Source organism: Bacillus sp. FSL M7-0791 (genome assembly GCF_038627085.1).
GTDB lineage: Bacteria > Bacillota > Bacilli > Bacillales > Bacillaceae > Bacillus > Bacillus safensis.
Window position 1 is genome coordinate 3,419,080 of sequence record NZ_CP152022.1, and the last position, 26,470, is coordinate 3,445,549.

The following is a 26,470-nucleotide window of genomic DNA, read 5'->3' on the forward strand; positions in this document are numbered from 1 at the left end:
AAGCTATTCTTTACACATTCATCATATTATGAAACCGCTTTCATAAACACCCATACTTTTTCCTTTAGGAAGCGGAAAAAGTTAGTATCACACAGTTAGTTCTTGTACGATGGAGCCTTTTTATACATGATATCAAGCATGTCTTCAAATGTATCACAGGCGATCAGATGCTGAATGAATTTCACATTATGCACAAGCTCCCCCAGCAGGCGGTACATGCCTTTTAAATCTTTGGCATTCTCTTTTTCGACACAAAGCAGGCAGACAAATTGAACCTTTTTCTCTCCCCAAATGATTGGTTTTTCTAATGTACATATCGCCCAAAACGTCTTATCTGTCAGCGGCGTCATCGGGTGCGGAATCGCTGTATAATGTCCGAAAGAGGTAGGGGCAGCCTCTTCTCTTTCCATGACTGATGGTGTGAGTTCAGCTGGCGCTAAGCCCATATCGATGACTTTTTGCGTTAAAAAGGTGATGACCTCTTCCTTTGTTTGAAAGGCGCGTTTTGTAAAAACCAATTCCTTTTTCATATATTGAGAGGCCAATGTCACCCTTGTTTCACTCGTCAGGGCTTCTTCAATTTTTAAAAAATCACCGCCTCCCAAAATGGTGTTCACTTGAATGACTGGAACCGGTAAATCCATATGAATTGGGATCGTTGTAATAATCAAATCCAAGGCATGCAAAGAGACATGCGGAAGCGAATATAGCTCTGCTGTTCCTAAAATGGTCAGCTTTGATCCAAATTGTGACCGCAAACGATCCTGCAGCAGCCTTGCACTCCCTGCACCAGACGCACAGACAATGAGACACCGCTTCGGCGGGATCTCCATTTTCCTCCGCTCTAAAGCCGCACCAAAATGAAGCGCCATATATCCGATTTCGTTCTCATGAATACTCAGCCCTTCCTCTTCTTCAAGAACCCTGCTGGCGATAATCCCCGCTTCAAAAGCAAGGGGATACCCCGCTTTTATTTCATCAAGCATCGGATTTCTTAAGTTCATTCCATATTTACATCGGTTGATGGCAGGCTTTAAGTGCAGACTCAATCCAATCATTAGTTCCGTATCACCGGCTAAATCAAGCTGCAATTTTTGATCAATGGCCTTCAGCATGAGCTGTACAAGCCGGCTCGTGTCATCATCTACAATTTGTTTTTGACCGCTCGAGGAAAAGGACTGTACCATTTTGGCTGTTCCTAGCAAATGAATGGTGATATAGACGATTTCCTCTTGTGGAAATGAGACATCCAGCAGCCCTTCAAGACGCTCCACCATTTTTTTAGCGACCTTATATTCCTTTGCCCGGGGAATTTCGCTGATTTCCTCTGGAAGAACAGATACATAGTTTCCGTGTCTAATTCGTTTGCAGGCAATGGCGACATGAACGATTAAATTATTCATGCAAATGTCTGATAGATTCATACCTTCCTCATTGATATAATTGATCATTGTTTTCTGAATCAATTCGAGTTCATGCTTTGGCAAAATGGTAACAGCTGTGTTCAGCATCGTTTGATAAGAACGACATTCATTGAATAAATATTCTGACATACAATAACGGATTTTCATCTCTGATCCCTTGATTCGGCAGCCTTTGCCCGGCTTCGCTTCCAGCTTCAGACCAAAGGGCTCCAGCTTACGTTTGACCGATTTCACATCGTTGCTCATCGTTGATTTACTAATAAACAGCTGCTCCTGTAAATCCTCCAGCTTCACATAGGATTCTGCCAAAAGAAGCCTTTTTAAAATAAACCGAACACGCTCCTCTGGCAGCACAGCAAGCGGCTCTTCCTGCTCGACCTCCTCCTTCATAAAACGGCGAAAGGCATTCTCATCGTTGATCAGCAGCTCATAGCCAGCTCCTCTAACAGCTGTTACAGCTGCTTGATAAGGGGCAAGACGGTCGTTCAGTTCTTTTATGTCTGTACGAATGGTGCGGCTTGTCACTTGTAAACTGGCAGAAAGTGCAGCGCTTGTGAGCGGGGTCTCAGCTGCCATGAGCTGACTTAAGATGTGCGCCAGTCTTTTACTCAGCATCAGATCGGCCTCCTTATGTAGGGGTGGAGAATCTGCCTTGTCTGGACAGGTTGTATACGCTTGCAGTTCTCTTCATTACTCATATTCTACTGAAAAGAAATAAAAATTGCCAACTCATATATATGACAAATGCCCCTATTTATACAACTAACCATATCTAATGTCCTATGAATCTTTTTGAAAGATACTTGCGAAAACCACGAAAAAAAGGCGTACACCATCGTGTACCCGCCTTCTTTATGAAGAAATCAGCTGGGTAAAGACAACCAATCTTTTTTCATGCGTACCTGCTGCATGATCAAATGTCCCTGTACAAGTGATTAAATTGAGATTCCGTGTAAAGGCATATCCAAAAAACGCATTAGGCTTCTCTTCACGCGGATAGCCTCTTACTTTTATGACTTCAAAGGTTCGCTTTTTTCCTGATGAAGACGTGACGATCACCTTGTCTCCCTTTTTTAGCTCCTTTAATCGATAAAAAACCGATGGACCCCATTTATTATCTACATGGCCGTTCATGACGGCATTCCCTTTATCTCCCGGCTTTGGACCATCTTCAAACCAAGCCGTGTTGTCTGTTTCCTGAGGGACACCCATACTGCCATCCTTTGATAAAGTTGTTTTCTCCACTTTTGCTTTGACATCAATCGCGGGAATGGCGATTTCAGCTGGTACAATGCCAGACGGCTCGTCTTTTAATGTATCGTGTGAGTGGTTCTTTTTCTCAGCTTGATGTGTGGTCATTTCCTTAGTAACTTGTATGTTTTTTGAGGATGAGGATTCGTCCATTGACTGTGATGAACAGCCTGTGATGATGAGAAGCGAAAGAATACTGAGCAGCCAATTTTTCATCTAAGCCGGCCTCCTTTTGAAGAAAGGAACGGCACGATTGTGCACGTTCCCATCTGTCTTTATGAGTTAGAATTTGATGCCTTACGGCGAATGAGGAAAAATGCACCGGCTGCACCGCCTGCTAGGATTAAACTTGCGATCATTCCCGCAAATGCTTCATAGGACATGCCTAAAGGACCTGCTGTGCCTCCCATGCCTGTTTTCGGTATTTCATTAGGCATGTTGGATTTGAACAGCTCAGGATGCTGATCAACAATCGCTGCTGCGACATCCTGACCAACCATGAACATATGACCATAAGCCTCTCTCACTGTCGGATAAAGCTGATCATATTCGCCATTATGGTAAGACGTATATGTTTTGATCAGCTCATCAATATGTGTTTTCAAACCAGCCTCAAGATCAGCTGCCTTTAAACGTCCATCTGTCGCTTGATCTAGGAATTTCGCTTGCTTCATTCGATACGCATCTAAATCTTTGACAGCCTTTTCTTTTGCTTGTTGATCCCCTGATGCATCCGCTTTGACATAATCAACTAAATAGCCGATATGGCTTGACCAAATGTCTTTGAATTGTTTGCCTGCATCCTTACCATAAACAGATGCAATCGCAGCAGATAAATCATTTGTGTTTTCATTTAAAGCTGCTGCAGCCTGCTCAAAGTCCTTGCTGCCATCATTTCCTTTTTGCATGGCAACTACCGCGAGTGCCAAATGCTCTGAAAACAAGTAGTTTAAATCTTCACGAAGATCCGCTGCTGGTGTATCCACTGACTTTTGATCAAATTTCCCAGGAAATTGATCTGTGATGGCCCATGACACGCCTTTTCCTACCTCAAACATATGATGAATGGATTTTCTAACCGTTTCATAGGTCTTATCAAAATCCTTTTCAGTATAGCTGTCAAACGCTTTTAACAGTTCATTCACATGCATCTTCAAGCCTTCTTCAAGCTCACTTGCTTTCAGTCTGCCGTCTGTTGCTTGATCGAGCATATCGGCTTGTTTCATTCGATATTGATCAAGCTGCTTCATCGCTTTCTTTTTACCTGCATCGTCTTTTTTCGCTGTGGCTTGTACATAGTCAACAAAGTAGCCGATATGACTTGACCAAATGTCCTTGAATTGTTTGCCTGCTTTTTTTCCATACACAGAGGCAATTGCATCTGATAAGTCATTCGTGTTTTCATTTAAAGCCGCCGCTGCTTGATTGAAGTCTTTACTGCCGTCAATTCCTTTTTGCATCGTGATCACTGCTAAATAGGCGTGCTCTGAAAACAGCTGATCTAGTGCTGCTCGAAGATCTGTGGCTTTATTTGACACCTCTTGTGACGAAGACGTCTTCTTCGCCTCCCCATGCATATGTCCTTCGTGTGCACTTGCGATATGAGCCGCTGGGAATAATAATGCTGCGCTCAGTGGAATGGTTAACATTGCTTTCTTCATGTTCATCTTTTATTTCCTCCTCTTTCCGTTTGTTATGTACTTAACGGAGAGAGGGAGAAAATAGATCATTCGATTCTATTATTTTTTTCTTACAACACAGGCTCTGTATGTTTGCATAAAAAAAAGCCGGATTATCCGGCTGATACGTTACGACGTTTAGATGCTTTTCGCTCTTTATATATTTTTCTCACCAATGGATAAATCACAGGTGCCCATTTGACAATTTGTTTCAGCCATTTTTTCATTTCTCCCGCGCCTCCTTATTGTCATTCTTAAAGGACGATTCCCCATCTTGTCATGAAATAAACAGGTGCGGGAGAGCAGGAGTTAAATCACGCCTTGTGCGATCATGGCATCTGCCACTTTACGAAATCCTGCAATATTTGCTCCAACCATGATGTTCCCTGAGTGTCCATATTCGTCTGCTGTCTCTGTACACTGACGATAAATAGACTGCATCATTTGTTTCAGCTGAGCATCTACTTCTTCAAATGTCCAAGATATTCTTGCACTGTTTTGTGCCATTTCCAGTGCTGATACACCTACTCCTCCAGCATTGGCCGCTTTTGCTGGCGCAAATAAAATACGATTCTCTTCAAATACTTTGACCGCCTTAAGAGTGGACGGCATATTGGCTCCCTCTCCTACAGCGATGACACCATTTGCCACAAGCTGCTGTGCATGCGCCTCTGATATTTCATTTTGTGTTGCACATGGCAGCGCAATATCACAAGGAACGGACCAAATTTGTTCGCAATCTTCAATTAATTCAGCATGCGGGTGAATGTCTATGTATGCCCCAATCCGCTGATTCTCGACTTCCTTGAGCTGCTTGATGGTCTCAAGTGAAATTCCTTGAGGATCATAAATCGCTCCGCTTGAATCACTACAAGCCACAACCTTACCGCCTAATTCGATTACCTTTTCCATTGCATAAATAGACACATTTCCTGAGCCCGACACAACAACGGAACGTCCTTCAAATTGAAGCCCATGTGCTTTCAGCATTTCCTCCATGAAGTACACCAGTCCGTAGCCTGTTGCCTCTTTTCTCGCTAAGCTGCCTCCGAATCCAGGGCTTTTCCCCGTGAGTACACCCGCTTCATAAGCACCGCGCATTTTCTTGTACTGTCCGAACATATAGCCAATTTCGCGTGCTCCTACACCAATATCACCTGCTGGCACATCTTGATCAGGTCCAATATATCGGCCGAGTTCACTCATAAAGCTTTGAACGAAACGCATGATTTCCCCATCAGACTTCCCTTTAGGGTCAAAATCCGATCCGCCTTTCCCTCCGCCAATCGGCATACCAGTCAGTGCATTTTTAAAGATTTGTTCAAATCCTAAAAATTTGATAATGCTTGCATTAACGGTTGGATGAAAGCGAATGCCTCCTTTATAAGGACCGATGGCACTATTGAATTGAACCCTAAATCCTCGATTGACTTGTACTTTGCCCTCATCGTCTACCCATGGCACTCGAAATACCACAAGCCGCTCAGGCTCAATGAGCCGTTCTAAAATGCCTTGTTTTTCATACTCTGGATGCTTTGCAAAAACTGGGACGAGTGATTCCAGAATTTCTTTTACGGCTTGCTGGAATTCCTCTTCTCCGGGATTTCGTTTTTCCACCTCTTCTAACACACGGTGGATGTAGCTTTGTGCTGTTTGTGCTGCTCGATCTAAGGTCAACATGTCGCATCTGCCTCCTTGTAGATATCTTCACACATTTAATTGTTAGATTTTCTAACGCATATTGAGACTAATTTAACACCAATTGTAAAATCTGATCAATATTGATAACAGATGAAAATGATGCCGAATTGAGATAGATCAAGCAGCCGCAGCGATTGTCATTAAAAATAAGCGCTCAAGGAATGACTAATGTGCTAGAAACGAACAAGCGGATTTTTCTCGTCCCGTTTTCTTTGACAAATACATGAATCATGATGAATTTCTAGCTCGTTTTCCAACGAAAAAAGGGTCAAAAGTTTGATCGAATGCACTCAATCTTTTCGGGGCTTCCCGCCTCTTTTTCGATCAGGTAACACGACACAAAGCCAATACAAAATAGAAGACGATGGAAAGTTAATGAGACCGACAATGCCCCAGAACCACTTGTAACGCCCTCTTTTCTTTGCATCCATAAATAAAAGAAAGCCCTGTGCAAACAATAACGGCAAGACGCACAATAAGATGATCATTTCCGTCTGACTCATAAGGAAGACCCTCCTTTGATATGTTGATATTCCTTGTAGCCAACAACAAAGCAGATGGGGACGCTCACTATTTGGAGAACAATGAAGATGATAGGCAAATGGGTAATGGCAGCTGCAAAGAGTGCCAGAATGGTCAAACTGATCAGAATGTATGCCAGCACTTCTTGTTTAAAACGCCTTTTCTCTTGTTCCTTCGCCTGTTTCAGCATCATCATGACAGCCAGCTCACTTGGCTTTTCCACTTCAATTTGTTCGTCTAGCTGCTTGAGCTCTTCTTTTAAACGTTCGGTCAAACGATCTTCCTTCATAAATCCCACTCCTTTCGAATTTTCTTTAATCCATGATGGACCCTCGATTTCACAGTGCCTTCTCTCATTCCGAGCATTAAAGCTATTTCTGGGTAGGTAAATCCATAATAATAGTGGAGAATAATCGGGGCTCTCTCCTGAGCCTTTAATTCATTTAAAGCATCCCACATGTCATGCCATGTGTTCCCCTTTTGCTGAACGTCCCATTTAAAGCGGCGTATGGCTTCCTGATTCGCTTTACCTTCTCTCATTTGTTCACGTTTTCTTTTCTTCTGGTGATCTAAAAATTGCCTAGATGCAATCGAAATGAGCCAGGTTGAAAATAAGGCATCTCCTCTAAATGAAGAAAGTTTCATATACGCTTTCAGCATCGTTTCTTGCATGATTTCCTCTGCGAGCTCTTGTTGAAGGGTGAGCTTCAACATATATCGGTAAAGAAAGGAATAATGATGCCGATAAAGGGCTGTAAACGCGGCATCATCTCCCTGTTTTGCCCGCTGAATCAATAATGTCTCTTCTGTCTGCTCCAAACACGCCCCTCCTTCCTTTTCTTCTCTTACTCATGAGACGACACGGATGACAATATCGTTTAAAATGAACCTTATTTTTTAGCATATCCTCTATGATTCTCGTTTTATATCCAATTTTTTCTTATGTAATGATTATGGCATTCCTTCTTCTCTAACAAAATGATGCGTTCGTAATCATCTTGATTTTCTACGAAATGGAGAGCCTCCTCTCCATAATCAAGATGTCATCCTCATACCTATCGACAATGGTCCTTATCTCATGAAGATGAAAATGAAATAATCATTGGCTTAGCTTCCTAGAAAATCATGGAATACGCTGCGCCTATCCTTAGCCGATGATACCTTTTTGCATGCTATGCTCATCCTACATTCCGAAAGAAGCAATGCTTGTGAAGGAAGGAGGATTGGTTGAATCACAGCTTATTTTGGAAACGTTTTCATTAAAATAAAATAGAATGGAGATGTTGACTTTGAAGAGAAAAGTTCCAATGTTAGCCAGTGTATTAGCTGTCGGTCTCGTCACTTCATTATTTGCACCAAACGGGGAGGCAAAGGCAGCAGCCAAATATCCAGAAAGCCCTTCTATTATGGCCAACTTTAATCAACAAGGCTTCTCCACATTAAATGGCGGCACAACAGGCGGTGAAGGCGGTAAAACCGTCACAGTCAAAACTGGAAATGAACTATTGGCTGCCCTCAAAAATAAAGGAACAAACGAAAAATTAAAAATTGTTGTAGACGGGACGATTACCCCCTCTAATACATCAGCCAATAAAATCGATGTGAAAGATACAAATAATGTCTCGATCGTCGGTAAAGGGACGAACGGCGAATTGAATGGGATTGGCATTAAAGTATGGCGCGCCAATAACATCATCATCCGCAACTTGAAAATCCACCACAGCAAAATCGGTGACAAAGATGCCATCGGGATTGAAGGCGGTGCTAAAAACATATGGGTCGATCATAATGAACTGTACAACACATTGAATTCCGGGAAGGATGACTACGATGGTTTATTTGATGTAAAAAATGACTCTGACTACATTACCTTCTCGTGGAACTATGTACATGACAGCTGGAAAACAATGCTCATGGGCAGCTCCGATAACGATAACTACAATCGAAAAATTACGTTCCATAACAACCGCTTTGAAAACCTGAACTCTCGTGTACCGTCTATGCGCTTCGGGGAAGGACATGTCTATAACAACTATTACAAAGACATCCTCACAACAGCGATTAACTCGCGTATGGGCGCGAAGATGAGAATTGAACACAACGTATTTGAAAACACCAAAAATGCGATCGGAAGCTGGGACAGCCGTCAAGTTGGTACATGGCATGTCATCAACAACTCGTATATTAACAGCACAGGCAGTCTGCCAACGTCTTCAACAGGAACGTATAACCCTCCTTATAACTACTCTTTGCTTAACGTGAACAATGTGAAATCAGAAGTGATAACAAATGCAGGTGTTGGGAAAGTAAACCCTTAAACCACAAAACGTTCGGGCAGAGTTTTCCTGTCCGAACGTTCTTGTCATTTCATTCATTTAAATAGTAGAAAATGGACGATCCATTTCATACAGCTTTTGATAACGCGTGTTTTCTTTTAGTAAATCCTGATGCTGACCTTGCATCTCAATGCGCCCGTCTTCAATAAACATGATGCGGTCACATGCCTCACAGCCAGTCAGGTGATGGGTAATCCAAATAACTGTTTTCCCTTTTAACACACAGAAGATGGTTTCAAGCAATTCACGCTCTGTCCGCGGATCAAGCCCGACGGTCGGTTCATCTAATATAACTACCGGCGTGTCCTGAAGCAATATCCGAGCTAACGCCATACGCTGTCTTTCTCCACCTGAAAATCGAACCCCTGTCTCCTGAACACCTGTGTGATAACCTTCTGGCAAAGACTCAATGTAATCATGCAGCTGCACTTGTCTTGCTGCTTCTTTTACCTGTTCTTCTGTCGCCTCTGGAGATCCTAAACGAATATTGTTTAAAACAGACGTATCAAATAAATAAGGCTGTTGATTGAGCACAGACACATAGGCAGCCACCTTCTCTTGAATGCTTTGAACCGATTTCCCTTGAATACTGACCGCTCCTTGATTTGGAACGACTGCCCCTTCTAACAATTTTAAAATGGTCGATTTGCCTGCACCGCTTTTTCCTAAAAGCGCGAGTGATTCCCCTTGCTTCAGAGAAAAGGACAGGTCTTGAAGGACATATTGATGCGTGTCATACCGAAAGGACACTTGATCAAAACAGACAGCTTCATCGTGTGAAATGGCTGACTGATCCACTGCCTTTCTCTCAGCTTCTCCTTCATATGACTGCTTTTCATAATGATGCAACCTGCTGACGGCATGCTGATAGACGGGAATATCACCTGCTGCATCTGACAGCGGAAGAAAGGCTTCTGTTAACGGAAACAGCACAAGCACAAAGGCTGCAATCAGTGTGTGTGACATGGATCCTGACTGAACGACCGAGCCGCTCCAATACACGACAAGCACGACAGCTCCTCCAATCAAGAGCTGTGCAAAAAATTGACGCACCCGGATAAATCGGTGTTTGGCTGCTTCAAGCGCTAACAGCTGCGCTTCTTTTTGTTCATAACCATCCACAAAATCTTTCTGCCTGCCGCTGAACAGCCAGTCACTAACGCCCATGACTGCATCTGTTAAATGGCTGTACAGTTCATTTCTGCCTTTTTTCATTTGAATTAGTCTTGCCCGGTTCACAAGCACTGTGACGTATGGGAAAACGAATACGAGAAGTGCCATATAAAGCAGCATCAGTCCAGCAAAAGGCCATGAGAAAAGGCCAAGTGCTCCAATGGATGCGGCATATAAAAGCAGTGCACCGATAGATGGAAAGATGGTTTTTAAATAAGCGTCCTGCAATCTCTCCACATCATCTGACAAGAGACCAAGCATTTCACCTGTCCCCAGCTTTGTCTGTTTGGCACTTCGTTCAGCCATGTCATAGAGGCGTACACGCATTTTTTCAATCATTGTCAAAATGAGCTGATGACTTGCCAGCCTTTCTGCGTAGCGGGCAGCAGAGCGCGAAATACCAAAGGTACGTACAGCCACAATTGGGACGTAGACCATGAGTATATTCTCAGGTCTTGTCGCAGCTTTTGAAATGAGAAATCCAGACGTGTACATCAGCATAGAAGCAGAGAATACCGCAATGGCTCCTAAAAATAAAACCAAGGCAAACAGCTTTTGATTCTCCTTGATATAAGGTATAAACCAGCCTTTACTGACCATGTGTGACCGCCCCCATTTGCTCCTGTACCAATTGATAATACACGCCTTTTCTTTGCATTAATGATTCATGTGTCCCCATTTCTGCGACGGTTCCTTGATCCATGACAATGATTTCATCCATGTCCGGCATCCAATGGAGCCTGTGTGTCGCTAAGAACACAAGTTTATGTTCAAACAGTGGAAGCATTGTTTTCTTCAGTTCATACTCTGTTTCAATATCGAGATGCGCCGTTGGTTCATCTAACAGCATAATGGACCGCTGGCCCAGCACAGTTCGAGCAAGCGCAATTCTTTGCGCCTGTCCGCCGCTTAGCCCTCTTCCCTGTTCTCCAATGACCTCCTCCAGGCCATTTGGCAACTGCGTAACCAGCTGAGATAAGCCAGCCTCATGCACTGCTCTTTCCACTTCTTCGTCTGTTGCATCCGGTTCATAAAAACGAATGTTTTCTCTTAAAGTCATGTGAAATAAATAGGGATGCTGCGGCATATAGACAACTTCCTTTTGCCATTCCTTCATCTGTAAATGAACAAGCGGCTGGCCGTTCAGTGTGATTTGACCCGTAGACGGTTCAACAAAGCCGCCGAGAACATCGGTTAATGTCGATTTTCCTGAACCACTGGCACCAATGATGCCGATTTTCTTCTTCCCTTTGACAGTGAGATCCACATCCTGAATGGAATAAGGGGCATGTTCATCATGCTGAACACAAACATCTTGCAGGGTGAGCACGGATTGTTCATCCCACTTATTCAGCTGCACAGATTGTGTCTCCTGGGCGCGGAAGCCTTTTTCTTCTAAAATGACCTGCATGGCTTCATTCGCTTCTTTTCCATTTAACGTCGCATGATAATCATTTCCCACTTCACGTACCGGCAGGAAATACTCCGGTGCCAGCATAAGCGCCGTCAAAGCCGGCAATAACAGAAGCTCTCCTTCAATTAAACGTAATCCAAGAAAAACAGCGACGGTTGCAATCGATAGCATGGAAAAGAAATCGAGGGCAAACGATGACAGAAAGGCGACCTTCAGTGTACTCATGGTCGCTTTTCGATATCGCTTTGACACCTCCGCAATATTACGGGAGTGTTTTTTGCTGATCCCTAAGTAACGAAGCGTCTCAAGACCGCGGAGAGAGTCAGTAAAATGATTGGATAATTTCTCATACGATCTCCATTGTTTGGCCGCTTTACGCTGAGCAACAAGGCCTAGCAAAATCATAAAAATAATTAAAATTGGCAGCGTCACAATTAAAATGACGGCTGATGTTTCATCTAATGTCCACACATAGATAAGGACCATCGCCGGAATCACTGCCATGTTCACCATTTTCGGCAAAAACAGCTGTAAATACTGACGGTATTGAGCAATTCCTTCCATTGCTAATGTGACAAGCTTTCCTGTCCCTTTTTTCTTTGCAAAGGCAGTCCCTAATCGAAAGAGTTGGTCTAGCAGCTGCTTTCTGACGTCTGCTCCAATTCGGGAAGAGTAGGTAAACATGACCTTCTCCCGAATCAAGGTGAGACCGTGCCGCACAAGAAAGGCAGCAAGAAACAGCAGGACATAAGGTGTTGCCTGCGAGAGGCTTTTCCCGTCAAACAGCGTTGTAATGGCATGTGCCAGCCACTGTGCTTGGAAAATAATACTTGCTCCTTGGATGAGTGACACAATACCTAAGAGGGCAAGAAGCCCTCTCATTCCTTTTAATTGAAGCAAACGTTTATCCATTAGTAGGTCATTGGCTCCTTACCGCTTACACGTTTACGGAAGACGTAATAGCTCCAAATTTGATACCCAAGCACAAAGGGCAGCAAAGAAACGGCAACAATCGTCATGACCGTCAGTGAATAAGATCCAGATGCAGCGTTTTGAATTGTGAGATCAAACGAATGGCTGATTGAACTAATCATGACGCGCGGGAACAATGCTGTGAACAGCATGGCCACCGTCACCATGATGCCTGTCCCTGTGAATAAGAATGTCCAGCCATCACGTTCTTTTCTCATCAAAACAAGGGCAGCTATATAACAAACCACAATCAGCACAGTTAACGGAATGGTGATGATCGGGCGTACGGTATAAATGTCTGTTTCAATGATGGACACACCGACAAATATAACAAGAACAGGGAGGGCAATGAGCAGGACACGCTGGCCCAGTTTTCTTGCACGATCTCTTAAGTCACCCTCTGTACGAAGTGTGACAAAAATCAAGCCATGCAGCAGGCAAAGAACCGTCACAGCTAACCCGCCGATCACAGAGTAAAGATTCACAAAGTCCGTAAATCCAGCGTACATGTTCATGTCTTGATCAATTGGCATCCCGCGTAAAATACTCGTGAATAACACACCGAGCAAAAACGGCGGAAGCAGACTGCCAAAGAAGATCACCCAGTCCCACGCCTTAATCCAAGAGGCTTTCTCAACCTTCCCTCGGAATTCAAAGGCGACCCCGCGCCCAATGAGCGCTAAGAGAAGAACCGCAAACGGAATATAGTATCCGCTGAACATCGTGGCATACCAGTGAGGGAATGCAGCGAAAATAGCACCGCCAGCTGTAATCAGCCAGACCTCATTCGCATCCCAGAAAGGACCAATCGTATTGATTAAAATGCGGCGCTCGTGCGCATCCTTTCCAAGCAGCTGCATGGACATCCCGACACCAAAATCAAATCCTTCTAAAAAGAAAAATCCAACAAACAATACTGCGACAAGAATAAACCAAATCTCGTTAAGATATGCCATGATATGCGCCTCCATCAAATGGATCTGTAGACAGGTCCGTTTCATCCTTTTGATCTGTATCCTCTTCAGAATGTGCACCTTTTTTAATTTCTCGAATGAATAAGTAGGCGAGCACAATAGCAAGAATCAGATACATCGCCGTAAAGCTAATGACTGAGAATAACAGCATGCCATACGATACGTTCGGTGAAATCGATTGAGCCGTCGTCATCATACCAAAGACGGTCCACGGCTGACGCCCGATCTCAGTCATGATCCAGCCGGCTGAGTTCGCAATAAACGGGAACGCAATCATCCATACCATGAAGCGTAAATACCATTTGTTTGTTTCGAGTTTCTTTCTAAAGCTTAAGTACAAGCCAATCATACTAGCAAAAATCATCAGCATGCCGGCACCGACCATGATTCTAAAGCTCCAGAATGTTGTTTTCACTGGTGGAATGTAGTCTCCAGGGCCAAACTTGGCTTCATATTCTTTTTGAAGTGTCAGCATGCCCGGAACATCTCCACTGAACTTCTGATAAGCCAAATAACTTAAGGCAAACGGAATATTGATCTCCGCAGAGTTTTCTTTTTTATCTGTGTCAATGTTGGCAAAAAGTGTCCAAGCCGCTGGATCTCCACTATCCTTCCAAAGGGCTTCACTTGCTGCCATCTTCATTGGCTGTGATTTCATTAAATGCTTCGCTTGATCATGTCCAGAGAACGCCACACCTAAACCAGAAATTAAAGCGAGGACCATTGCAATCTGGAATGATTTTTTGAAAAAGGCAATTTCTTGTTTTTTGATCATTTTATAGGCACTAACTCCTGCAATAAAGAAAGCTCCTGTTGCCAGCGCACCAAACAGAACGTGCGGGAACTCAACCCAAAGCTGCGGGTTCGTCACAAGAGCGCCAAAATCATTCATTTCTGCACGGCCATTTTTAATGGCAAATCCAACTGGCTCCTGCATAAATGAGTTAGCGAGTAAAATCCAAAACGCCGAAAAGATCGTACCAAGGGAAACAAGCCAAATGCACAATAAATGAATCTTCTTCGGCAGACGATCCCAGCCGAATATCCAAAGTCCAATAAATGTAGATTCAAGGAAAAAGGCCAAAAGTGCTTCAATGGCAAGCGGTGCACCAAAGACATCACCGACAAACCTTGAATAATCTGACCAGTTCATCCCAAACTGGAATTCCTGTAGAATCCCTGTCACCACACCTACTGCAAAGTTAAGTAAGAACAGGTGACCCCAAAACTTCGCCATCTTTTTATAGATGTCTTTTTTCTTGACGACATAAAGGGTCTGCATCAATGCGACGATAAACACCAAACCTATTGACATAGGAACAAAAATAAAATGAAATAATGTCGTTGAAGCAAATTGAAATCTTGCTAAAAACAGCTCACTCACAGTCTTACATCCTCCCTTACTTTCACATGCCGAACGATTCATGCTCACCATTTCACAAAATGTTCACTATTTGTTCAATGTTTCACAAATAAAAGTCCATTTGAAATGGTTCACTCGGTGAAATTTTACTCTTGATTTTCATTCGGTTAGTTATTTATACCTGTACTTTACACCCATACGCTTCAAAAATAAAGTAAATTTTACCTAAAATTTGGATGGTATTGTGTCAGTTGTTTGAATACTTTGTCAAGAATATGTGACGGGAAATAAACAACTGCAAAAAAATAGCGCTGCATGTGAGCCGCAGCGCTTTGTTTCTATTTTAAGCTTTTTTCTGTAAAGCAGGTCTTGTCACTTGTACTTCATAGTACGTAATTTTGTTTTTTAATAGGCCTTCAGGTTTCGCTTTTCCATGAGCGTGTGCATCTCCAAATGCCTGAGATTTTGTCCAGTTCACAAAGTCTTCTTTTCGATTCCAGCGGGTATGAATAGTCACTTCATCGTAATCGGTTGTCTGCTGTGTGACCCAGACTTCCATGCCTAAAAATCCTTCCATGAATTCTACTTGTCCCTGCTTGTTAAAACGCTTGACGAGGTGGTCTGCACTGCCTTTTTCTACTCTAACCTGGTTGTTTACAATGATCATGTTTGATTCATCTCCCTTTTGTTGTTGGATCGAAGCGATTGGGATAATGAGCGGATGCTCTCCATCTAGGTGAATCTCTGCCTGAATCCCAAAGACCTCTTTGAAAAAGTTTTCTGTTAATACTTCCTTTGGTGTCCCTATTTGGTAAACCTGACCACGCTTCATTGCAATCAGGCGGTCACAATATTTTGCTGCCTGCTGCAGGTCATGAAGAACCATTAAAATGGTGATCCCATGCGTTTCATTCAGCTGTTTGAGCAGCTCCAGTAAATCAAGCTGGTGCGCAATATCTAAGTAAGTGGTAGGCTCATCCAGAATAATCGTCTCTGTCTTCTGAGCCAGTGCCATGGCAATATACGCTTTCTGCCTCTCTCCGCCTGACAATGTATGCAGCATCCTGTTTTCATTCACGCGGCTATTTGTCACATCAAGCGCCCACTCTATCGCTTCCTGATCTGTCTTCGAGCTCTTTTTCCAGATCGAACGATGCGGACTTCGTCCAAGTGCGACCAGCTCACGTACTGTCATCGATGGGATGGCCGTTCTCGTCTGCATCAGAACTGCGATTTCTTGTGCAATCTCCTGTGCTGTCATTTCTTTTTGCGGTATATCGTGAATATAAATCATGCCGCTTTCAATCGACGTAAGGCGTGCGGCCGCTTTAATAAACGTCGACTTCCCTGACCCATTCGGTCCAATAATTCCTGTTACACTTCCTTTAGGCACAGCTGCTGAAATAGACGATAGCCGAAAGCCTCCTTGACTGAGGCTCACGTCATCCATCGCAATCACATCCAACTTAACCCCTCCCTTTCTTTTTTAATAAATAGAGGAAGAAAGGTGCACCAATACAGGCAAGCAGAATACCAACAGGCAGTTCAACCGGTGTAAACCATACCCGTGCTGCTGTATCAGCAAAAACCACAAGTACGCCGCCGCCAAGCATTGAGATCGGCAGCAGGTAACGGTAGTCATCTCCAATTAAAAGGCGGATAAAATGAGGGACGACAAGACCGACAAATCCAATTAAACCGCTCACGCTTACAGCTGCACCCGCCAAAAGCGCCGCCAGTGCAATTAAGAAAAATCGGGTTCGCTCGACTCTAAGGCCGAGCAGCTGTGCTGAATCATCACCAAGCAAAAGAAGATTTGCCGGCTTGATCGCAAAAAAACAAAGACACAATCCAGCAATCGCATAAGGTGACACAAAGCTCAGGTGATGCCAGCTCCGTCCATTTAATCCTCCTGATAAAAAAGGCAGAACAGCCTGCACACGCTCACTATAAAGCACCATAAACCCATTCATGACCGCACCAAGCAGGGCATTGACTGCCACTCCCGCCAGAATCAATTTCAGTGGTGAAACCCCTTGATCGAACGACAAAATATACACAACAAGTGCCGCTAATAAAGCCCCTAGGAAGGCAGCCGCTGGAAGCAGATAAGTGAATTGCGGAAACACAATCATGCTGAGTACAGCAGCTAACCCGCCGCCGGCAGTCACACCGATGATCCCGGGGTCAGCGAGTGGATTTCGGACGACTCCTTGTAAAATGGCCCCTGATGCTGCGAGACAGGCCCCGACGATAAAACCTATGAGAACGCGCGGCAGGCGTAAATCCATGACGATTTTTTCATGGACTGGCTGGCCTGATCCCGTCAAAGCAGCGATCAAATCTGGCAGCGATAATTGAACAGAACCTAATGCAAGCCCTAGGCATATGCCCACACCTAGTGAGATAAGCAGTCCCGGTATCAACCATCTTCGTCTCGACTGTCTTTTTTGAAAATCTAACTCTGCATTCACCTTCATGATGACAATCGCTTCAATCTCTTCTCTAGTTCATCAATCGCCTTTATAACGTCTGCGCCTGGGTTTGTCCCGAATAAATCACTAGGCAGAATCTCCACGCGTCCATTTTTGACAGCTGATACGTCGTGCCATGCTGCATTCTGTTTCATTTCACTCATAAAGCCCGCTTTCACATCGTCAGGATTGCTGTGTGTCATGAGCAGAATGAGATCGGGATCGGCTTCGATCACCTTTTCTGCATTAATTTGAGCGTATTGAGGAAATTTTTCGAGTGCCGGTTCATTCTCAGCAATGTTTGCACCCCCAGCGATGTGCAGCAAATCTCCGCTCAAGGATTGAGGAAGTGCCGCCATATATGTGCCGGGTGCACCGTACACAACGAGTGTTTTCACTTTTTCCTTAGGCTGCTTGACCTGCTTTTTTCGCTCATCAATTTGCTCATTGAGTGCTTTAGCCTTTTGCTGCTTTCCGAGCAACTCCCCAAATAACGAGATTTGGCGCTGGATGTCCTTCACTGAATTGGCACTTGTCAAAAGAAGCTGTGAATCAATTCCTTCTATTGTAGAGATGTCCTTGCTGTTTAATTGTTCATTTCCAAGCACAACATCAGGCTTTAAGCTTGTGATCAGCTCTACATCAAATTGATGTGTTGTGCCAATCGTTTGTACGGACTTTGCCTTTTGTAGGCTGGCTGGTAGCTCAGCAGTTGGCCGGCCGACCGCCTTACCGCCTAAAGCATACAGAATACTCATGTCCCCGGTCGACAAGGCGACGATACGCTGAGGGGATTCATCAAACGACAGCGTTCTTCCGGTAAAATCCTTTATCTTCAGCGCTCCTTGCCCGCTTCCTTTCTCTACAGGTGCTGCCTGACTGCATCCGCCGAGGAGAAGCATCAAGACGAGTCCCGCTAAGATCACATGTGAAAATTTCAACCGTCTGTCTCTCCTTTTCTAGTAAACTTTCTTTAGCTTTGCCTGTACCACGAGACGCCCGCTTTTAGGTGCAAGCACATGATCACAGGTCGATAAGGTGAGGATGAGGTCATCTGTGGACACGTCTGTCTTCGTTTGATAGATTGATTTCTTCCGCACAGCTTGCAAGTAGTGCGCATATTCGCCAAGATCTTGAAAATCGGTTTGAATATAGTCAAAGTCAACCGTCGTTTCATACACAGCAAAAATCTCCGCTTCATAGCTTTGATACAGCGTATCGTACTGAAATGTCCGGTGCTCTTGGAAGAAATCTTTTTTTAGATAGTTTGTGAGTCCAGCGAACATGGATCCATCCCTCATCCGATGGCCGTACACCACTGTATTTGGGCTTTCATGCAGGACATCATTACGATAATCCATAAAGATACTGCCTGCCCGGGTGTCGTTTTTTAAATAATTGCGAGTTAAGTAGAACGCATTATCGTGAGATTGAACAATCGGATACTGAATCATCGTGTCTTTCATATTGATCCAGCCGACAATGTCTTCATTCACCTTCCGCAGCTCATCAAATGACGAACGGATCTTTCCCTGCTCCCGTTTTTCAGTCATATCTTCTTCATATCCATACATCGTCTGAGCCTTTGCAAGCACCTGGCGATTTTGATAATAACCGAAAAGTTCGAAGCCGATGGCTGTCCCGCTATAAATAAATACGCCTAAACAAACGATCGTCAGCATTCGCTGCCAAAGCCGTTTTCCTCGTTTCACACTGTCTCACCTGCTTTTTGCCCAGCTTATATACCAACAGGCACGATGTACATCCCTGTTTCTGCATCCTGTCTAATCGTGACGGACACATCATAAATGTGCCGCACGTTTTCCTCTGTTAACACATCGTTTGGCTGTCCTTCACTGATAACCTGTCCATCCTTCATTGCTATGATGATATCGCTGTAGCGGACAGCCTGATTCATGTCGTGCAGCACCATGACAATCGTTAATCCATGCACGGCATTCAGTTCACGGATCAGCTCAAGAATGTCAAATTGATAGTAAATATCCAAATAAGTTGTCGGTTCATCTAAGAAAAGGATCGGTGTTTTTTGCGCAAGTGCCATCGCAATCCATACACGCTGCCGCTCTCCACCTGACAGTGAGGCGAGCGGCACCTTTCGTTTGTCCGTTAGCTTTGTACTGGACAGCGCCCACTCTATCGCTCTCTCATCCTCTTCCTTGTCTCCTCCGCGCATCGTCTGGTACGGCGTTCTGCCGAATGCCACGACCCGTTCGATCGTTAAATCAAGCGGCGCTTCATTTTGCTGATGGACGACAGCGAGCTTTTTTGCCAGCTCCTTTGGCTTGAACGTATTCAGCGTTTGCCCGTCTAAGTGAATTTGCCCTTTATTTGGACAATGATTATTCGCCATTAAGGAAAGCAGCGTGGATTTTCCCGAGCCATTTGGACCGATAATGGTTGTGATTTTCCCCTTTTCAATCTTTGTTGTGACTGATTGAACGATGTCCTTCTGCTGGTCATATGAGAATGACACTTCACGAATGTCCATGGAGACGGTCCCCCCTTCTTAATAAAAAGATCAGAAACGGCCCGCCAATCACGGCCATGATCGTAGAAGCAGGAATCTCATTTGGCGCCACAAGCGTCCTGCCAAGCGTATCAGCCGTCAAAATAAGCAAAGCCCCGCTTAACGCAGAAAATGGAATCAGTACCCGGTGATCCGAGCCGACAAGCCTTCTTGAAATGTGCGGAATGAGCAAGCCGACAAAGGCGATCACGCCCGCTACTGCAGCTGTCACCGCCGCAAGTAAAACGGCTGTGATGGAAATCAAAAGGCGCATTCTGGTCACACGCAATCCTAAATTTTTCGCTGTCTTGTCCTGAAGAGCCAGGAGGTTGCACCACCTGCTGAAGAAGAGTGCAACGATAAGGCCGGCGACACCATAGACACCGATTAAACGGACATCTCCCCACGTTTTCATCGTGAGATTCGACTGTCCCGACTGATTAATCGTGATATTGAAATAGCTGCAAATGGTCACAAATGCTTCAGCCATTCCAGTAAACATGGCATTGATGGCGATCCCAACCAAGATCATGCGGATTGGGCTTAAACCACCCTTCCAAGACAGAACATACACGAGGAAACACGCAATAGCTCCGCCTAATACCGAAAATAAAGGAGAGTAGAAATAAAATTGAGGAAGCGCTGTAATCGCCATTAATGAAAAGAAGCTGGCTCCTGATGAAATGCCAATGACGCCGGCATCAGCTAACGGATTCCTCATGACCGACTGCAGCAGTACACCAGAGACAGATAAGGCGGCCCCTGTAAACATCGCGATAAGCATGCGGGGAATTCTCAAATCTTTAATGATTTCTACCTGTGCATGTTGACCGGTGATGAGCCCTTCTAATAATTCAATTGGGGTGACATGAATGCTCCCAGTAATGGCTGAATAAATAAACACGCAGACCAGTAAGAGACTGACTATCAGAAATAAAATCCCTGTTTTTTTCATCTTGAACGTCCTTTTATCATTAAGATTCGCCGCTTATGACGGATACAACATACGAGTCAATTCATCTAATGCTTCTGCTGCCTTTAAATTGCCTGTTGTCCCGAATAAGCTTTCTTCGAGGTCATACACCCGGTCTTGTTTGACCGCATTGAAATGTTTCCAGATGTCATTTGTTTTGAATTCTTCATCAAACATTTGGACGACTTCGTCTGGCATCCCATGTGCGGCCCGGAGAATGATATCTGGATTGGCTTTTTGTAAATATTCCGTATTGGATGCCAAATACTCCATTTTCTCGCCTTCCACAATGTTCTTTCCTCCTGCGATACGCACAAGATCACCAATATATGAATTCTCTGTCGCCACCAAATAACTGCCTGGCACACCAAGCAAAATCAGAACGGACGGCTTGCGTTTTCCTTTCGTCCTCTCTTGAATGTCTTTCTTTTTTTGCTCAAACTCAGACACAATGCGTTCAGCCTGCTTCTTTCTGTCATACTGATCTCCAAGCTTCGTGATGGCCTTCTCCATGTTGGACATGCTCTCAAGATTTAAGTATGTAGCAGGGACACCTGCTTGCTGAAAGGGTGTCTCTAAATCATATTGAAGGGTTGTGACAGACAGGACATCTGTCGGTTGAAGTGATTGGATGATTTCCATGTCCGGGCTCATTGGGTTGCCGACTTCCGGCAGTCCTTTGTAACGAGCTGGCAAGGATTTTTGACTTGTTGGCACCCCGACAAGATCCACCTCTAAAGCATCCATGATCTCTGCAGCAGCTACAGTCGTTGCCACAATGCGCTCACTTGATTCAGCGCTTTTTTTGCCTTTTGCTGAGCTTTCAGCTGACTGTGAGCAGCCCGATAAGATCATGCACACACTGAAGGCAGCGATCAAGGTACATAACATTCGATGCTTCAAAAACAGAAGCCCCCTTTCGAAAAAAGAGAGTGGATGCGCCGAGGTAAAAGGCGCATCTCACTTAAAATAAAACGAACTATCTTGTCCGTGTTTGATATTTTCTAACGAGTACGAATAACGACCCGCCGAATAAAAGAATATACACCCAAAGAAGAGAGGTATCTCCCGTTTTCGGATTCAGCTGTCCAGACTCAGATTTGGTTTGATCATCTGATGGCGTAAATGTCATCTGCTCCGCACCCGTTTCCTCAGGTGCTGCATTCTCAAGTTGATTTGTTTGAGAATCGTGATCATTTGGATTTTTGACAAAGCCGATACTCTCATCGTCTCCAATGACTGTTGAAATTCCGCTTCCCTCACCGAGAGCGATTCCTTTTGTGTCATAGACAAGTTTGACATCATACTGCTCATGGTAGTTCGCAGCTGGAATATCAATTTTTACGCGTGCAGCCTGAGCTCCACTTAAACTTTTTGCTTCATATTGAATAACGCGTGTATCTGCTTTTTGATCTGTTTTCGCAACAAGAGTCTCTTCAAACTTTCCGCCTGTTCCTACTTGGAATGACGTGATGGCTGAGCTGTTCTTCACTGTATATGAAACGAAATGGCGGCCATTTTTTACAACCAGTGTCGCAGGACTCACGACGTAATCGTTCATGCGAGAAAGCTCATCCTTATCTGCTTTCTTCATTGAGAAAGGAAGCTTGTATACACCATCTTTTAGCTGAGCCGTCTCTTGATTTGCTCCGCCGTTATTTGTTTCTGTTGTTGGTGTGTTTGGTTTTGGTGTTTCTGGTGCAGCTGGTTTTTCTTCCTCTACCACCTGCCCGTCCTTCACTGGAGCGATACTCTTTGAATCAAATTGAAAACGAATATCGTAGGTTTGGTCATAGTTAGCGGCTGCTACTACAATGTGTACTATTCCTTTGACCTCGTTTTTCAAATCATCTACATCAAATGAAACCACTCTTGTATTCTTTGCTTCATCCTTGCTGACTGTTTTGGCTTCTTGATAAGAACCGTTTTTCTCTGTTTTTAAAGAAGCGACAGACTTATGGTCCTTCACCGTAAAGGAAATGGTTTGCTTTCCATTTTTGACAGTTAAGGATGCAGGGTGTGAGAAGTAATCACTCATTCGAGATGCCTCATCCGTATCCCCTTTTAGCACACTGTAATTAATACGATATACGCCATCTTTTAATTGATTTTGCGCAGAATCATCTGGTTTTGGTTTTGTGCCATTGTTATTGCCTGGTGTTGTCGGTTGATCGTCTGGTTTTGTACCGTTTTGGTCATCCGGCTTTGTTTCGTTATCGTCTGGCTTTGTACCGTTTTGGTCATCCGGCTTTGTTTCGCTATCGTCTGGCTTTGTACCGTTTTGGTCATCTGGCTTTGTTTCATTATCGTCTGGTTTTGCAGGCGTAACGAGTGTTAGGCTGCTTTGATCAAATGCAAGCTGTACGTCATATGCTTCGTCATAAATAAAGCCGCCTAAATCCCAGTAAATTTTCACCCAGCCGTTTAATTTCGCTGATAAGTCGTCGACATTAAATTTGATCACACGTGTATTGGCTGTTTCGTCCTCACTGACCGTTTCAGTGGTAACGAGAGCACCATTTTGTTCGACCTTGAAATCTGTTATTTCTTTGCTTTGCTTCAGTGTGACATAGGCTGTTTTCTTGCCATTTTCCACAATCAGCTTAGCTGGCTTTTCTGTATAGGTATCCATCATGGACGCTTCTGTGCTGCCATTTTTTAAAATGGTGAATCCGACTGTGTATTCACCATCAACGAATGATGCCGCTTGAGCTGTTCCTTGAGGAATCTGAAACGCAGTCAACAAACTGAATAAAACGAGCAGAATGGCTGCCTTTAGATGAAAAAGACGTTTCAAATGGTGACACTTCCTTCCGTTAATGCTTGATGATCCACTTTCTTGCTAAAAACCCGCCTGAACATAAGACAAGCACAAGGAGCCACCCTGTTTGGCTTGTATCACCAGTTTGGGGATTTTCTTCTTGTTTCGTTGTGGATGAATCAGCTTTGTTCGTTGATTCTTTTGATGGCTGCTGACTTTCTGCTGCACCCGCTGATTGATCTGCACTGTTAGACGAAAGTGACTTGATGCTGCTTTCATCAAATTTCAGCTGAATGGTGTAATCATGATCATAATCAGCAGATTTCACAGTGACATGAATTTTTGACGTGATTGGTTTAGACAAGCTTTGAGCCTGGAACTGAACAAGCCTTGTATTGGCTTTTTTATTTGTTGAGAGAACGGTTGTATCGACATAGCCGCCATTTCCTGGTACTTTAAATTCCGTTACCCAGCTGCTATTTTTAATCGTCATTTGCACTGTCAGGTTCCCATTTTTCACTATCACTTTTGCTGGCTTCAGCCAGTAATCATTTGCCATTGAGACCGCATTTCCTTCAGCTTTCAGCACTGTATAATTGACGGAGTATGTACCATCCTTTAATGCGGCAGCCTGTGCGTTTGAAAAAGGCAGCATAAGTGCCAGTAAAAAAACCGCCATGAAGACTGACAGCCTCATTCTTTTTTTCATCAAGCGAATTTCCTCCCTTTCTATTGAACAGATGCCGCATCAAACTTGAGGCGAATGTCGTAATTGCCTGTATATCCGATGGCCGGTACAGTCACACTCACTTTTGCTGGTACGACCTCAGTCAGGCTGTTCACATTGAATTCTACTGTCCTCTTATTCGCAGCTGTATTTGTACTAATCACCTTCGCATCTTTGTAGACACCTTGATCGAGCGTCTTAAAGCTTGTGATCCAAGAGCTATTCGTTAACGTGACTTGTGCTTTGATTTTTCCATCCTTGACGACAAGCTTGGCTGGTTTTTCGAAATACGTATTCGCTGTTGAAGTCGAATCGCTATCAGCCTTCCAAACCACATATTGCGCTGAATATTGACCATCTGCTAAGCCAGCTGCTGAGGCTGAGCTAACAGGAGCTAGAGCAAATAATAAAACAAAACTAAGGAATAATAATACGGGTGATGTTGAACGAATGACTTTCATGTGAGCCCTCCTAAATGATATTGATAATTATTCTCAATAGACAATAAAAAAAATAACCTTCATAAGTGCTGGAACACACTTATAGATGATTATGATAATCATTATCAATTGAGTTGAAAAAATAAATCTTTGCTTCCTAAAGTCAAAGATGTCTGCTTCTAAATGATGGATTGATAAGAGTTTTAGGCAATCTGTCCCATTCATAATACCATGGCATAACCTCCATTCCATTACAGGGAAAAGAACCCTCTTCTCCTTGATATTATATAATGGGTGAAATAATTGTCAATATCATTTTTCATACTATTGTCTTAGTTTTCTGGAAAATCACACAAAAAAATTTCGATCAGACACACTGATCGAAATGGATTAAGAAGGAACATGTTCCCCTATTTTGCTGTTTTTACGATCTAAAGACCAAGCATACATTTCACGAATAATCGGTTCAATTTTCTTCCCTTGCACTGTTAATTCGTATTCAATCCGCACTGGAATATCGGGGTATACCTTTTTCTCAACAAGTCCCTCAGCTTCTAAATCCTTCAGCCTTTCTGATAGTAATCTTCCGCTGATGTTCATTTCATTTTCAAGCTGACAAAAACGCTTAGGCCCTGTCAGAAGTTGATTGATGATGAGAATGACCCACTTCTTGCCTAGAATCTCCATGGCATCTGTAATTGGGCAGCCATCTACTTGAGCCATATCTTACTCCCTCCTGCTTTTTTCTCTTTTTTTCATTATAACATAATTAATTACTTGAAATAAGTCACTAACTATTATATAGTTTAGTTACTAAAAGTAACAAGGTATTCATTTTTTATAGATTTTCAAAAACATTTGAACATGCCGATGCATATATCATGAAGGAGATGACCGAGCTTGAAGACAATTGAGCAGCTAAGGCTGGGTGTGACAGAATTACATGTGTCCAGCTTTGATCGTTCTTTACCTTTTTATACAGACATTTTAGGATTTTCTATATTAGAAAAAACAGATTCCACGGTGACACTTGGCAGCAATGCAAAGGAACCGATTCTTTTGTTAAAAGAAGATGCACAGCTCAAAGAGAAGCCTGATCATGAGCCAGGACTTTATCATTTTGCTGTTTTATTACCTACCAGAAAAAACCTGGGCACATGGCTGGCACATGTGATCAAAAAAGGCTATCCTTTAATTGGAGCAAGCGATCACTTTTTCAGTGAAGCCATTTATTTAAGTGATCCTGACGGCATTGGCGTAGAAATTTATGCGGACCGTCCTCAGGACATTTGGGTAGGTGAGCATGGAGAACTGAAAGGTGGCGGAAATTCACCGCTTGATGGAGATGGACTCCTGCAGGAAGCCGCTGATACCACATGGGAAGGACTCCCTGCGGGCACAGTGATGGGACACTTGCATTTCCATCTCAACCCAGAAGAAGCAGATCCTTTTTATGTCCATACGCTCGGTTTTCATATCCGAATGGCTCCACCAGCAAGCCTATTTATCGCCGCTGGTGTATACCACCACCACCTTGCCTTTAATGCATGGGGACGCGGACGAAAAGGAGCCATTGATCCACGTTTCTCAGGAATTAGAAGCTATACACTGGTTTTCCCAGAAGAAGCAGACAGACAATCCGTCATCGAACGCCTGACAAAAGCAGGCACCCTAGTCAACACGACAGGAAAAAGCAGCGAATTTGTTGATCCATTTGGCGTTCTCGTTCGTTTACAGATTGAAGAAACAGACTAAAAAG

Annotated in this window: 25 protein-coding genes; 2 read left to right on the forward strand and 23 right to left on the reverse strand. The window is 43.8% G+C overall.

Features of this window, described 5'->3' with window-relative positions; translation table 11 throughout:
- Nucleotides 1-95: 95 nt before the first annotated feature.
- From MHI08_RS17600 to sigY, 8 genes are all read right to left on the reverse strand, one after another.
- Nucleotides 96-2,039, reverse strand: coding sequence for a BglG family transcription antiterminator (locus tag MHI08_RS17600; RefSeq protein WP_034624157.1), 1,944 nt, complete (start codon nucleotides 2,037-2,039; stop codon nucleotides 96-98).
- Between the two features lie 237 nt (nucleotides 2,040-2,276).
- Entirely contained in the window at nucleotides 2,277-2,891 is a 615-nt protein-coding gene (locus MHI08_RS17605; protein ID WP_024423871.1) for a class F sortase, read from the reverse strand.
- A gap of 59 nt (nucleotides 2,892-2,950) precedes the next feature.
- Nucleotides 2,951-4,342, reverse strand: coding sequence for a copper amine oxidase (locus MHI08_RS17610; protein WP_342499828.1), 1,392 nt, complete (start codon nucleotides 4,340-4,342; stop codon nucleotides 2,951-2,953).
- A 125-nt stretch (nucleotides 4,343-4,467) separates the two neighbouring features.
- Complete coding sequence (locus tag MHI08_RS17615; RefSeq protein WP_223251037.1) at nucleotides 4,468-4,581, reverse strand: hypothetical protein; 114 nt, start codon at nucleotides 4,579-4,581, stop codon at nucleotides 4,468-4,470.
- An 82-nt stretch (nucleotides 4,582-4,663) separates the two neighbouring features.
- Nucleotides 4,664-6,034 (reverse strand): NADP-specific glutamate dehydrogenase, encoded by a 1,371-nt coding sequence (gene gdhA, locus MHI08_RS17620; RefSeq protein WP_024423873.1) that lies wholly within the window; start codon nucleotides 6,032-6,034, stop codon nucleotides 4,664-4,666.
- A 311-nt stretch (nucleotides 6,035-6,345) separates the two neighbouring features.
- On the reverse strand, nucleotides 6,346-6,558 hold the full coding sequence (locus MHI08_RS17625; protein WP_024423874.1) for a hypothetical protein: 213 nt from the start codon (nucleotides 6,556-6,558) through the stop codon (nucleotides 6,346-6,348).
- Nucleotides 6,555-6,866 (reverse strand): YxlC family protein, encoded by a 312-nt coding sequence (locus MHI08_RS17630; protein ID WP_198456649.1) that lies wholly within the window; start codon nucleotides 6,864-6,866, stop codon nucleotides 6,555-6,557. Before MHI08_RS17630 ends, MHI08_RS17625 begins: the two co-directional genes overlap by 4 nt.
- Complete coding sequence (sigY, locus tag MHI08_RS17635; protein ID WP_024427501.1) at nucleotides 6,863-7,396, reverse strand: RNA polymerase sigma factor SigY; 534 nt, start codon at nucleotides 7,394-7,396, stop codon at nucleotides 6,863-6,865. The genes MHI08_RS17630 and sigY overlap by 4 nt, the downstream gene beginning before the upstream one ends.
- 461 nt (nucleotides 7,397-7,857) lie before the next feature.
- Between sigY and MHI08_RS17640 the strand changes: the two genes are divergently transcribed.
- A complete protein-coding gene (locus tag MHI08_RS17640; RefSeq protein WP_342500203.1) occupies nucleotides 7,858-8,895 on the forward strand; it encodes a pectate lyase in 1,038 nt (345 codons plus the stop codon).
- A 57-nt stretch (nucleotides 8,896-8,952) separates the two neighbouring features.
- Here the strand turns inward: MHI08_RS17640 and cydC are convergent, their stop codons facing one another.
- From cydC to MHI08_RS17715, 15 genes are all read right to left on the reverse strand, one after another.
- On the reverse strand, nucleotides 8,953-10,686 hold the full coding sequence (cydC, locus tag MHI08_RS17645; RefSeq protein WP_342499829.1) for a thiol reductant ABC exporter subunit CydC: 1,734 nt from the start codon (nucleotides 10,684-10,686) through the stop codon (nucleotides 8,953-8,955).
- Complete coding sequence (cydD, locus tag MHI08_RS17650) at nucleotides 10,676-12,412, reverse strand: thiol reductant ABC exporter subunit CydD (protein ID WP_342499830.1); 1,737 nt, start codon at nucleotides 12,410-12,412, stop codon at nucleotides 10,676-10,678. Before cydD ends, cydC begins: the two co-directional genes overlap by 11 nt.
- Complete coding sequence (gene cydB / locus MHI08_RS17655) at nucleotides 12,412-13,428, reverse strand: cytochrome d ubiquinol oxidase subunit II (RefSeq protein ID WP_024423880.1); 1,017 nt, start codon at nucleotides 13,426-13,428, stop codon at nucleotides 12,412-12,414. The genes cydD and cydB overlap by 1 nt, the downstream gene beginning before the upstream one ends.
- On the reverse strand, nucleotides 13,415-14,830 hold the full coding sequence (locus MHI08_RS17660; RefSeq protein ID WP_041087626.1) for a cytochrome ubiquinol oxidase subunit I: 1,416 nt from the start codon (nucleotides 14,828-14,830) through the stop codon (nucleotides 13,415-13,417). Before MHI08_RS17660 ends, cydB begins: the two co-directional genes overlap by 14 nt.
- 322 nt (nucleotides 14,831-15,152) lie before the next feature.
- Nucleotides 15,153-16,274: a heme oxygenase gene (gene isdG / locus MHI08_RS17665; RefSeq protein WP_034624152.1), complete on the reverse strand. Its 1,122-nt coding sequence runs from the start codon at nucleotides 16,272-16,274 to the stop codon at nucleotides 15,153-15,155.
- 1 nt (nucleotide 16,275) lies between these two features.
- Complete coding sequence (locus tag MHI08_RS17670; protein ID WP_024423883.1) at nucleotides 16,276-17,289, reverse strand: iron ABC transporter permease; 1,014 nt, start codon at nucleotides 17,287-17,289, stop codon at nucleotides 16,276-16,278.
- On the reverse strand, nucleotides 17,286-18,224 hold the full coding sequence (locus MHI08_RS17675; RefSeq protein ID WP_342499831.1) for an ABC transporter substrate-binding protein: 939 nt from the start codon (nucleotides 18,222-18,224) through the stop codon (nucleotides 17,286-17,288). The genes MHI08_RS17670 and MHI08_RS17675 overlap by 4 nt, the downstream gene beginning before the upstream one ends.
- A gap of 18 nt (nucleotides 18,225-18,242) precedes the next feature.
- Nucleotides 18,243-18,995, reverse strand: coding sequence for a class B sortase (srtB, locus tag MHI08_RS17680; protein ID WP_034281345.1), 753 nt, complete (start codon nucleotides 18,993-18,995; stop codon nucleotides 18,243-18,245).
- 26 nt (nucleotides 18,996-19,021) lie between these two features.
- Complete coding sequence (locus tag MHI08_RS17685; RefSeq protein ID WP_024423886.1) at nucleotides 19,022-19,792, reverse strand: ABC transporter ATP-binding protein; 771 nt, start codon at nucleotides 19,790-19,792, stop codon at nucleotides 19,022-19,024.
- A complete protein-coding gene (locus tag MHI08_RS17690; protein WP_024423887.1) occupies nucleotides 19,779-20,765 on the reverse strand; it encodes an iron ABC transporter permease in 987 nt (328 codons plus the stop codon). Before MHI08_RS17690 ends, MHI08_RS17685 begins: the two co-directional genes overlap by 14 nt.
- A gap of 33 nt (nucleotides 20,766-20,798) precedes the next feature.
- Entirely contained in the window at nucleotides 20,799-21,686 is an 888-nt protein-coding gene (isdE, locus tag MHI08_RS17695; protein ID WP_224426842.1) for a heme ABC transporter substrate-binding protein IsdE, read from the reverse strand.
- A 76-nt stretch (nucleotides 21,687-21,762) separates the two neighbouring features.
- A complete protein-coding gene (locus MHI08_RS17700) occupies nucleotides 21,763-23,580 on the reverse strand; it encodes an NEAT domain-containing protein (protein WP_342492139.1) in 1,818 nt (605 codons plus the stop codon).
- 19 nt (nucleotides 23,581-23,599) lie between these two features.
- Nucleotides 23,600-24,253, reverse strand: a complete 654-nt coding sequence (isdC, locus tag MHI08_RS17705; RefSeq protein WP_056765390.1) for a heme uptake protein IsdC — start codon at nucleotides 24,251-24,253, stop codon at nucleotides 23,600-23,602.
- 20 nt (nucleotides 24,254-24,273) lie between these two features.
- A complete protein-coding gene (locus tag MHI08_RS17710) occupies nucleotides 24,274-24,732 on the reverse strand; it encodes an NEAT domain-containing protein (RefSeq protein ID WP_044334343.1) in 459 nt (152 codons plus the stop codon).
- Nucleotides 24,733-25,101: 369 nt separating this feature from the next.
- Nucleotides 25,102-25,434 (reverse strand): helix-turn-helix domain-containing protein, encoded by a 333-nt coding sequence (locus MHI08_RS17715; RefSeq protein WP_087977956.1) that lies wholly within the window; start codon nucleotides 25,432-25,434, stop codon nucleotides 25,102-25,104.
- 177 nt (nucleotides 25,435-25,611) lie between these two features.
- Here MHI08_RS17715 and MHI08_RS17720 point away from each other — a divergent pair, with 177 nt between their 5' ends.
- Nucleotides 25,612-26,466 carry a VOC family protein gene (locus MHI08_RS17720; protein ID WP_056765383.1) on the forward strand — a complete coding sequence of 285 codons (855 nt, stop codon included), beginning with the start codon at nucleotides 25,612-25,614 and terminating at the stop codon, nucleotides 26,464-26,466.
- The last annotated feature ends 4 nt before the right edge of the window (nucleotides 26,467-26,470 follow it).

Excerpts from the sequence above, each read along its gene's own strand:
- MHI08_RS17600 (WP_034624157.1), bottom strand. The coding sequence starts at position 2,039 with ATGCTGAGTAAAAGACTGGCGCACATCTTAAGTCAGCTCATGGCAGCT.
- MHI08_RS17605 (WP_024423871.1), bottom strand. The coding sequence starts at position 2,891 with ATGAAAAATTGGCTGCTCAGTATTCTTTCGCTTCTCATCATCACAGGC.
- MHI08_RS17610 (WP_342499828.1), bottom strand. The coding sequence starts at position 4,342 with ATGAACATGAAGAAAGCAATGTTAACCATTCCACTGAGCGCAGCATTA.
- MHI08_RS17615 (WP_223251037.1), bottom strand. The coding sequence starts at position 4,581 with ATGAAAAAATGGCTGAAACAAATTGTCAAATGGGCACCTGTGATTTAT.
- gdhA (WP_024423873.1), bottom strand. The coding sequence starts at position 6,034 with ATGTTGACCTTAGATCGAGCAGCACAAACAGCACAAAGCTACATCCAC.
- MHI08_RS17625 (WP_024423874.1), bottom strand. The coding sequence starts at position 6,558 with ATGAGTCAGACGGAAATGATCATCTTATTGTGCGTCTTGCCGTTATTG.
- MHI08_RS17630 (WP_198456649.1), bottom strand. The coding sequence starts at position 6,866 with ATGAAGGAAGATCGTTTGACCGAACGTTTAAAAGAAGAGCTCAAGCAG.
- MHI08_RS17640 (WP_342500203.1), top strand. The coding sequence starts at position 7,858 with ATGTTGACTTTGAAGAGAAAAGTTCCAATGTTAGCCAGTGTATTAGCT.
- cydC (WP_342499829.1), bottom strand. The coding sequence starts at position 10,686 with ATGGTCAGTAAAGGCTGGTTTATACCTTATATCAAGGAGAATCAAAAG.
- cydD (WP_342499830.1), bottom strand. The coding sequence starts at position 12,412 with ATGGATAAACGTTTGCTTCAATTAAAAGGAATGAGAGGGCTTCTTGCC.
- cydB (WP_024423880.1), bottom strand. The coding sequence starts at position 13,428 with ATGGCATATCTTAACGAGATTTGGTTTATTCTTGTCGCAGTATTGTTT.
- MHI08_RS17670 (WP_024423883.1), bottom strand. The coding sequence starts at position 17,289 with ATGAAGGTGAATGCAGAGTTAGATTTTCAAAAAAGACAGTCGAGACGA.
- MHI08_RS17685 (WP_024423886.1), bottom strand. The coding sequence starts at position 19,792 with ATGGACATTCGTGAAGTGTCATTCTCATATGACCAGCAGAAGGACATC.
- MHI08_RS17690 (WP_024423887.1), bottom strand. The coding sequence starts at position 20,765 with ATGAAAAAAACAGGGATTTTATTTCTGATAGTCAGTCTCTTACTGGTC.
- isdC (WP_056765390.1), bottom strand. The coding sequence starts at position 24,253 with ATGAAAAAAAGAATGAGGCTGTCAGTCTTCATGGCGGTTTTTTTACTG.
- MHI08_RS17710 (WP_044334343.1), bottom strand. The coding sequence starts at position 24,732 with ATGAAAGTCATTCGTTCAACATCACCCGTATTATTATTCCTTAGTTTT.
- MHI08_RS17715 (WP_087977956.1), bottom strand. The coding sequence starts at position 25,434 with ATGGCTCAAGTAGATGGCTGCCCAATTACAGATGCCATGGAGATTCTA.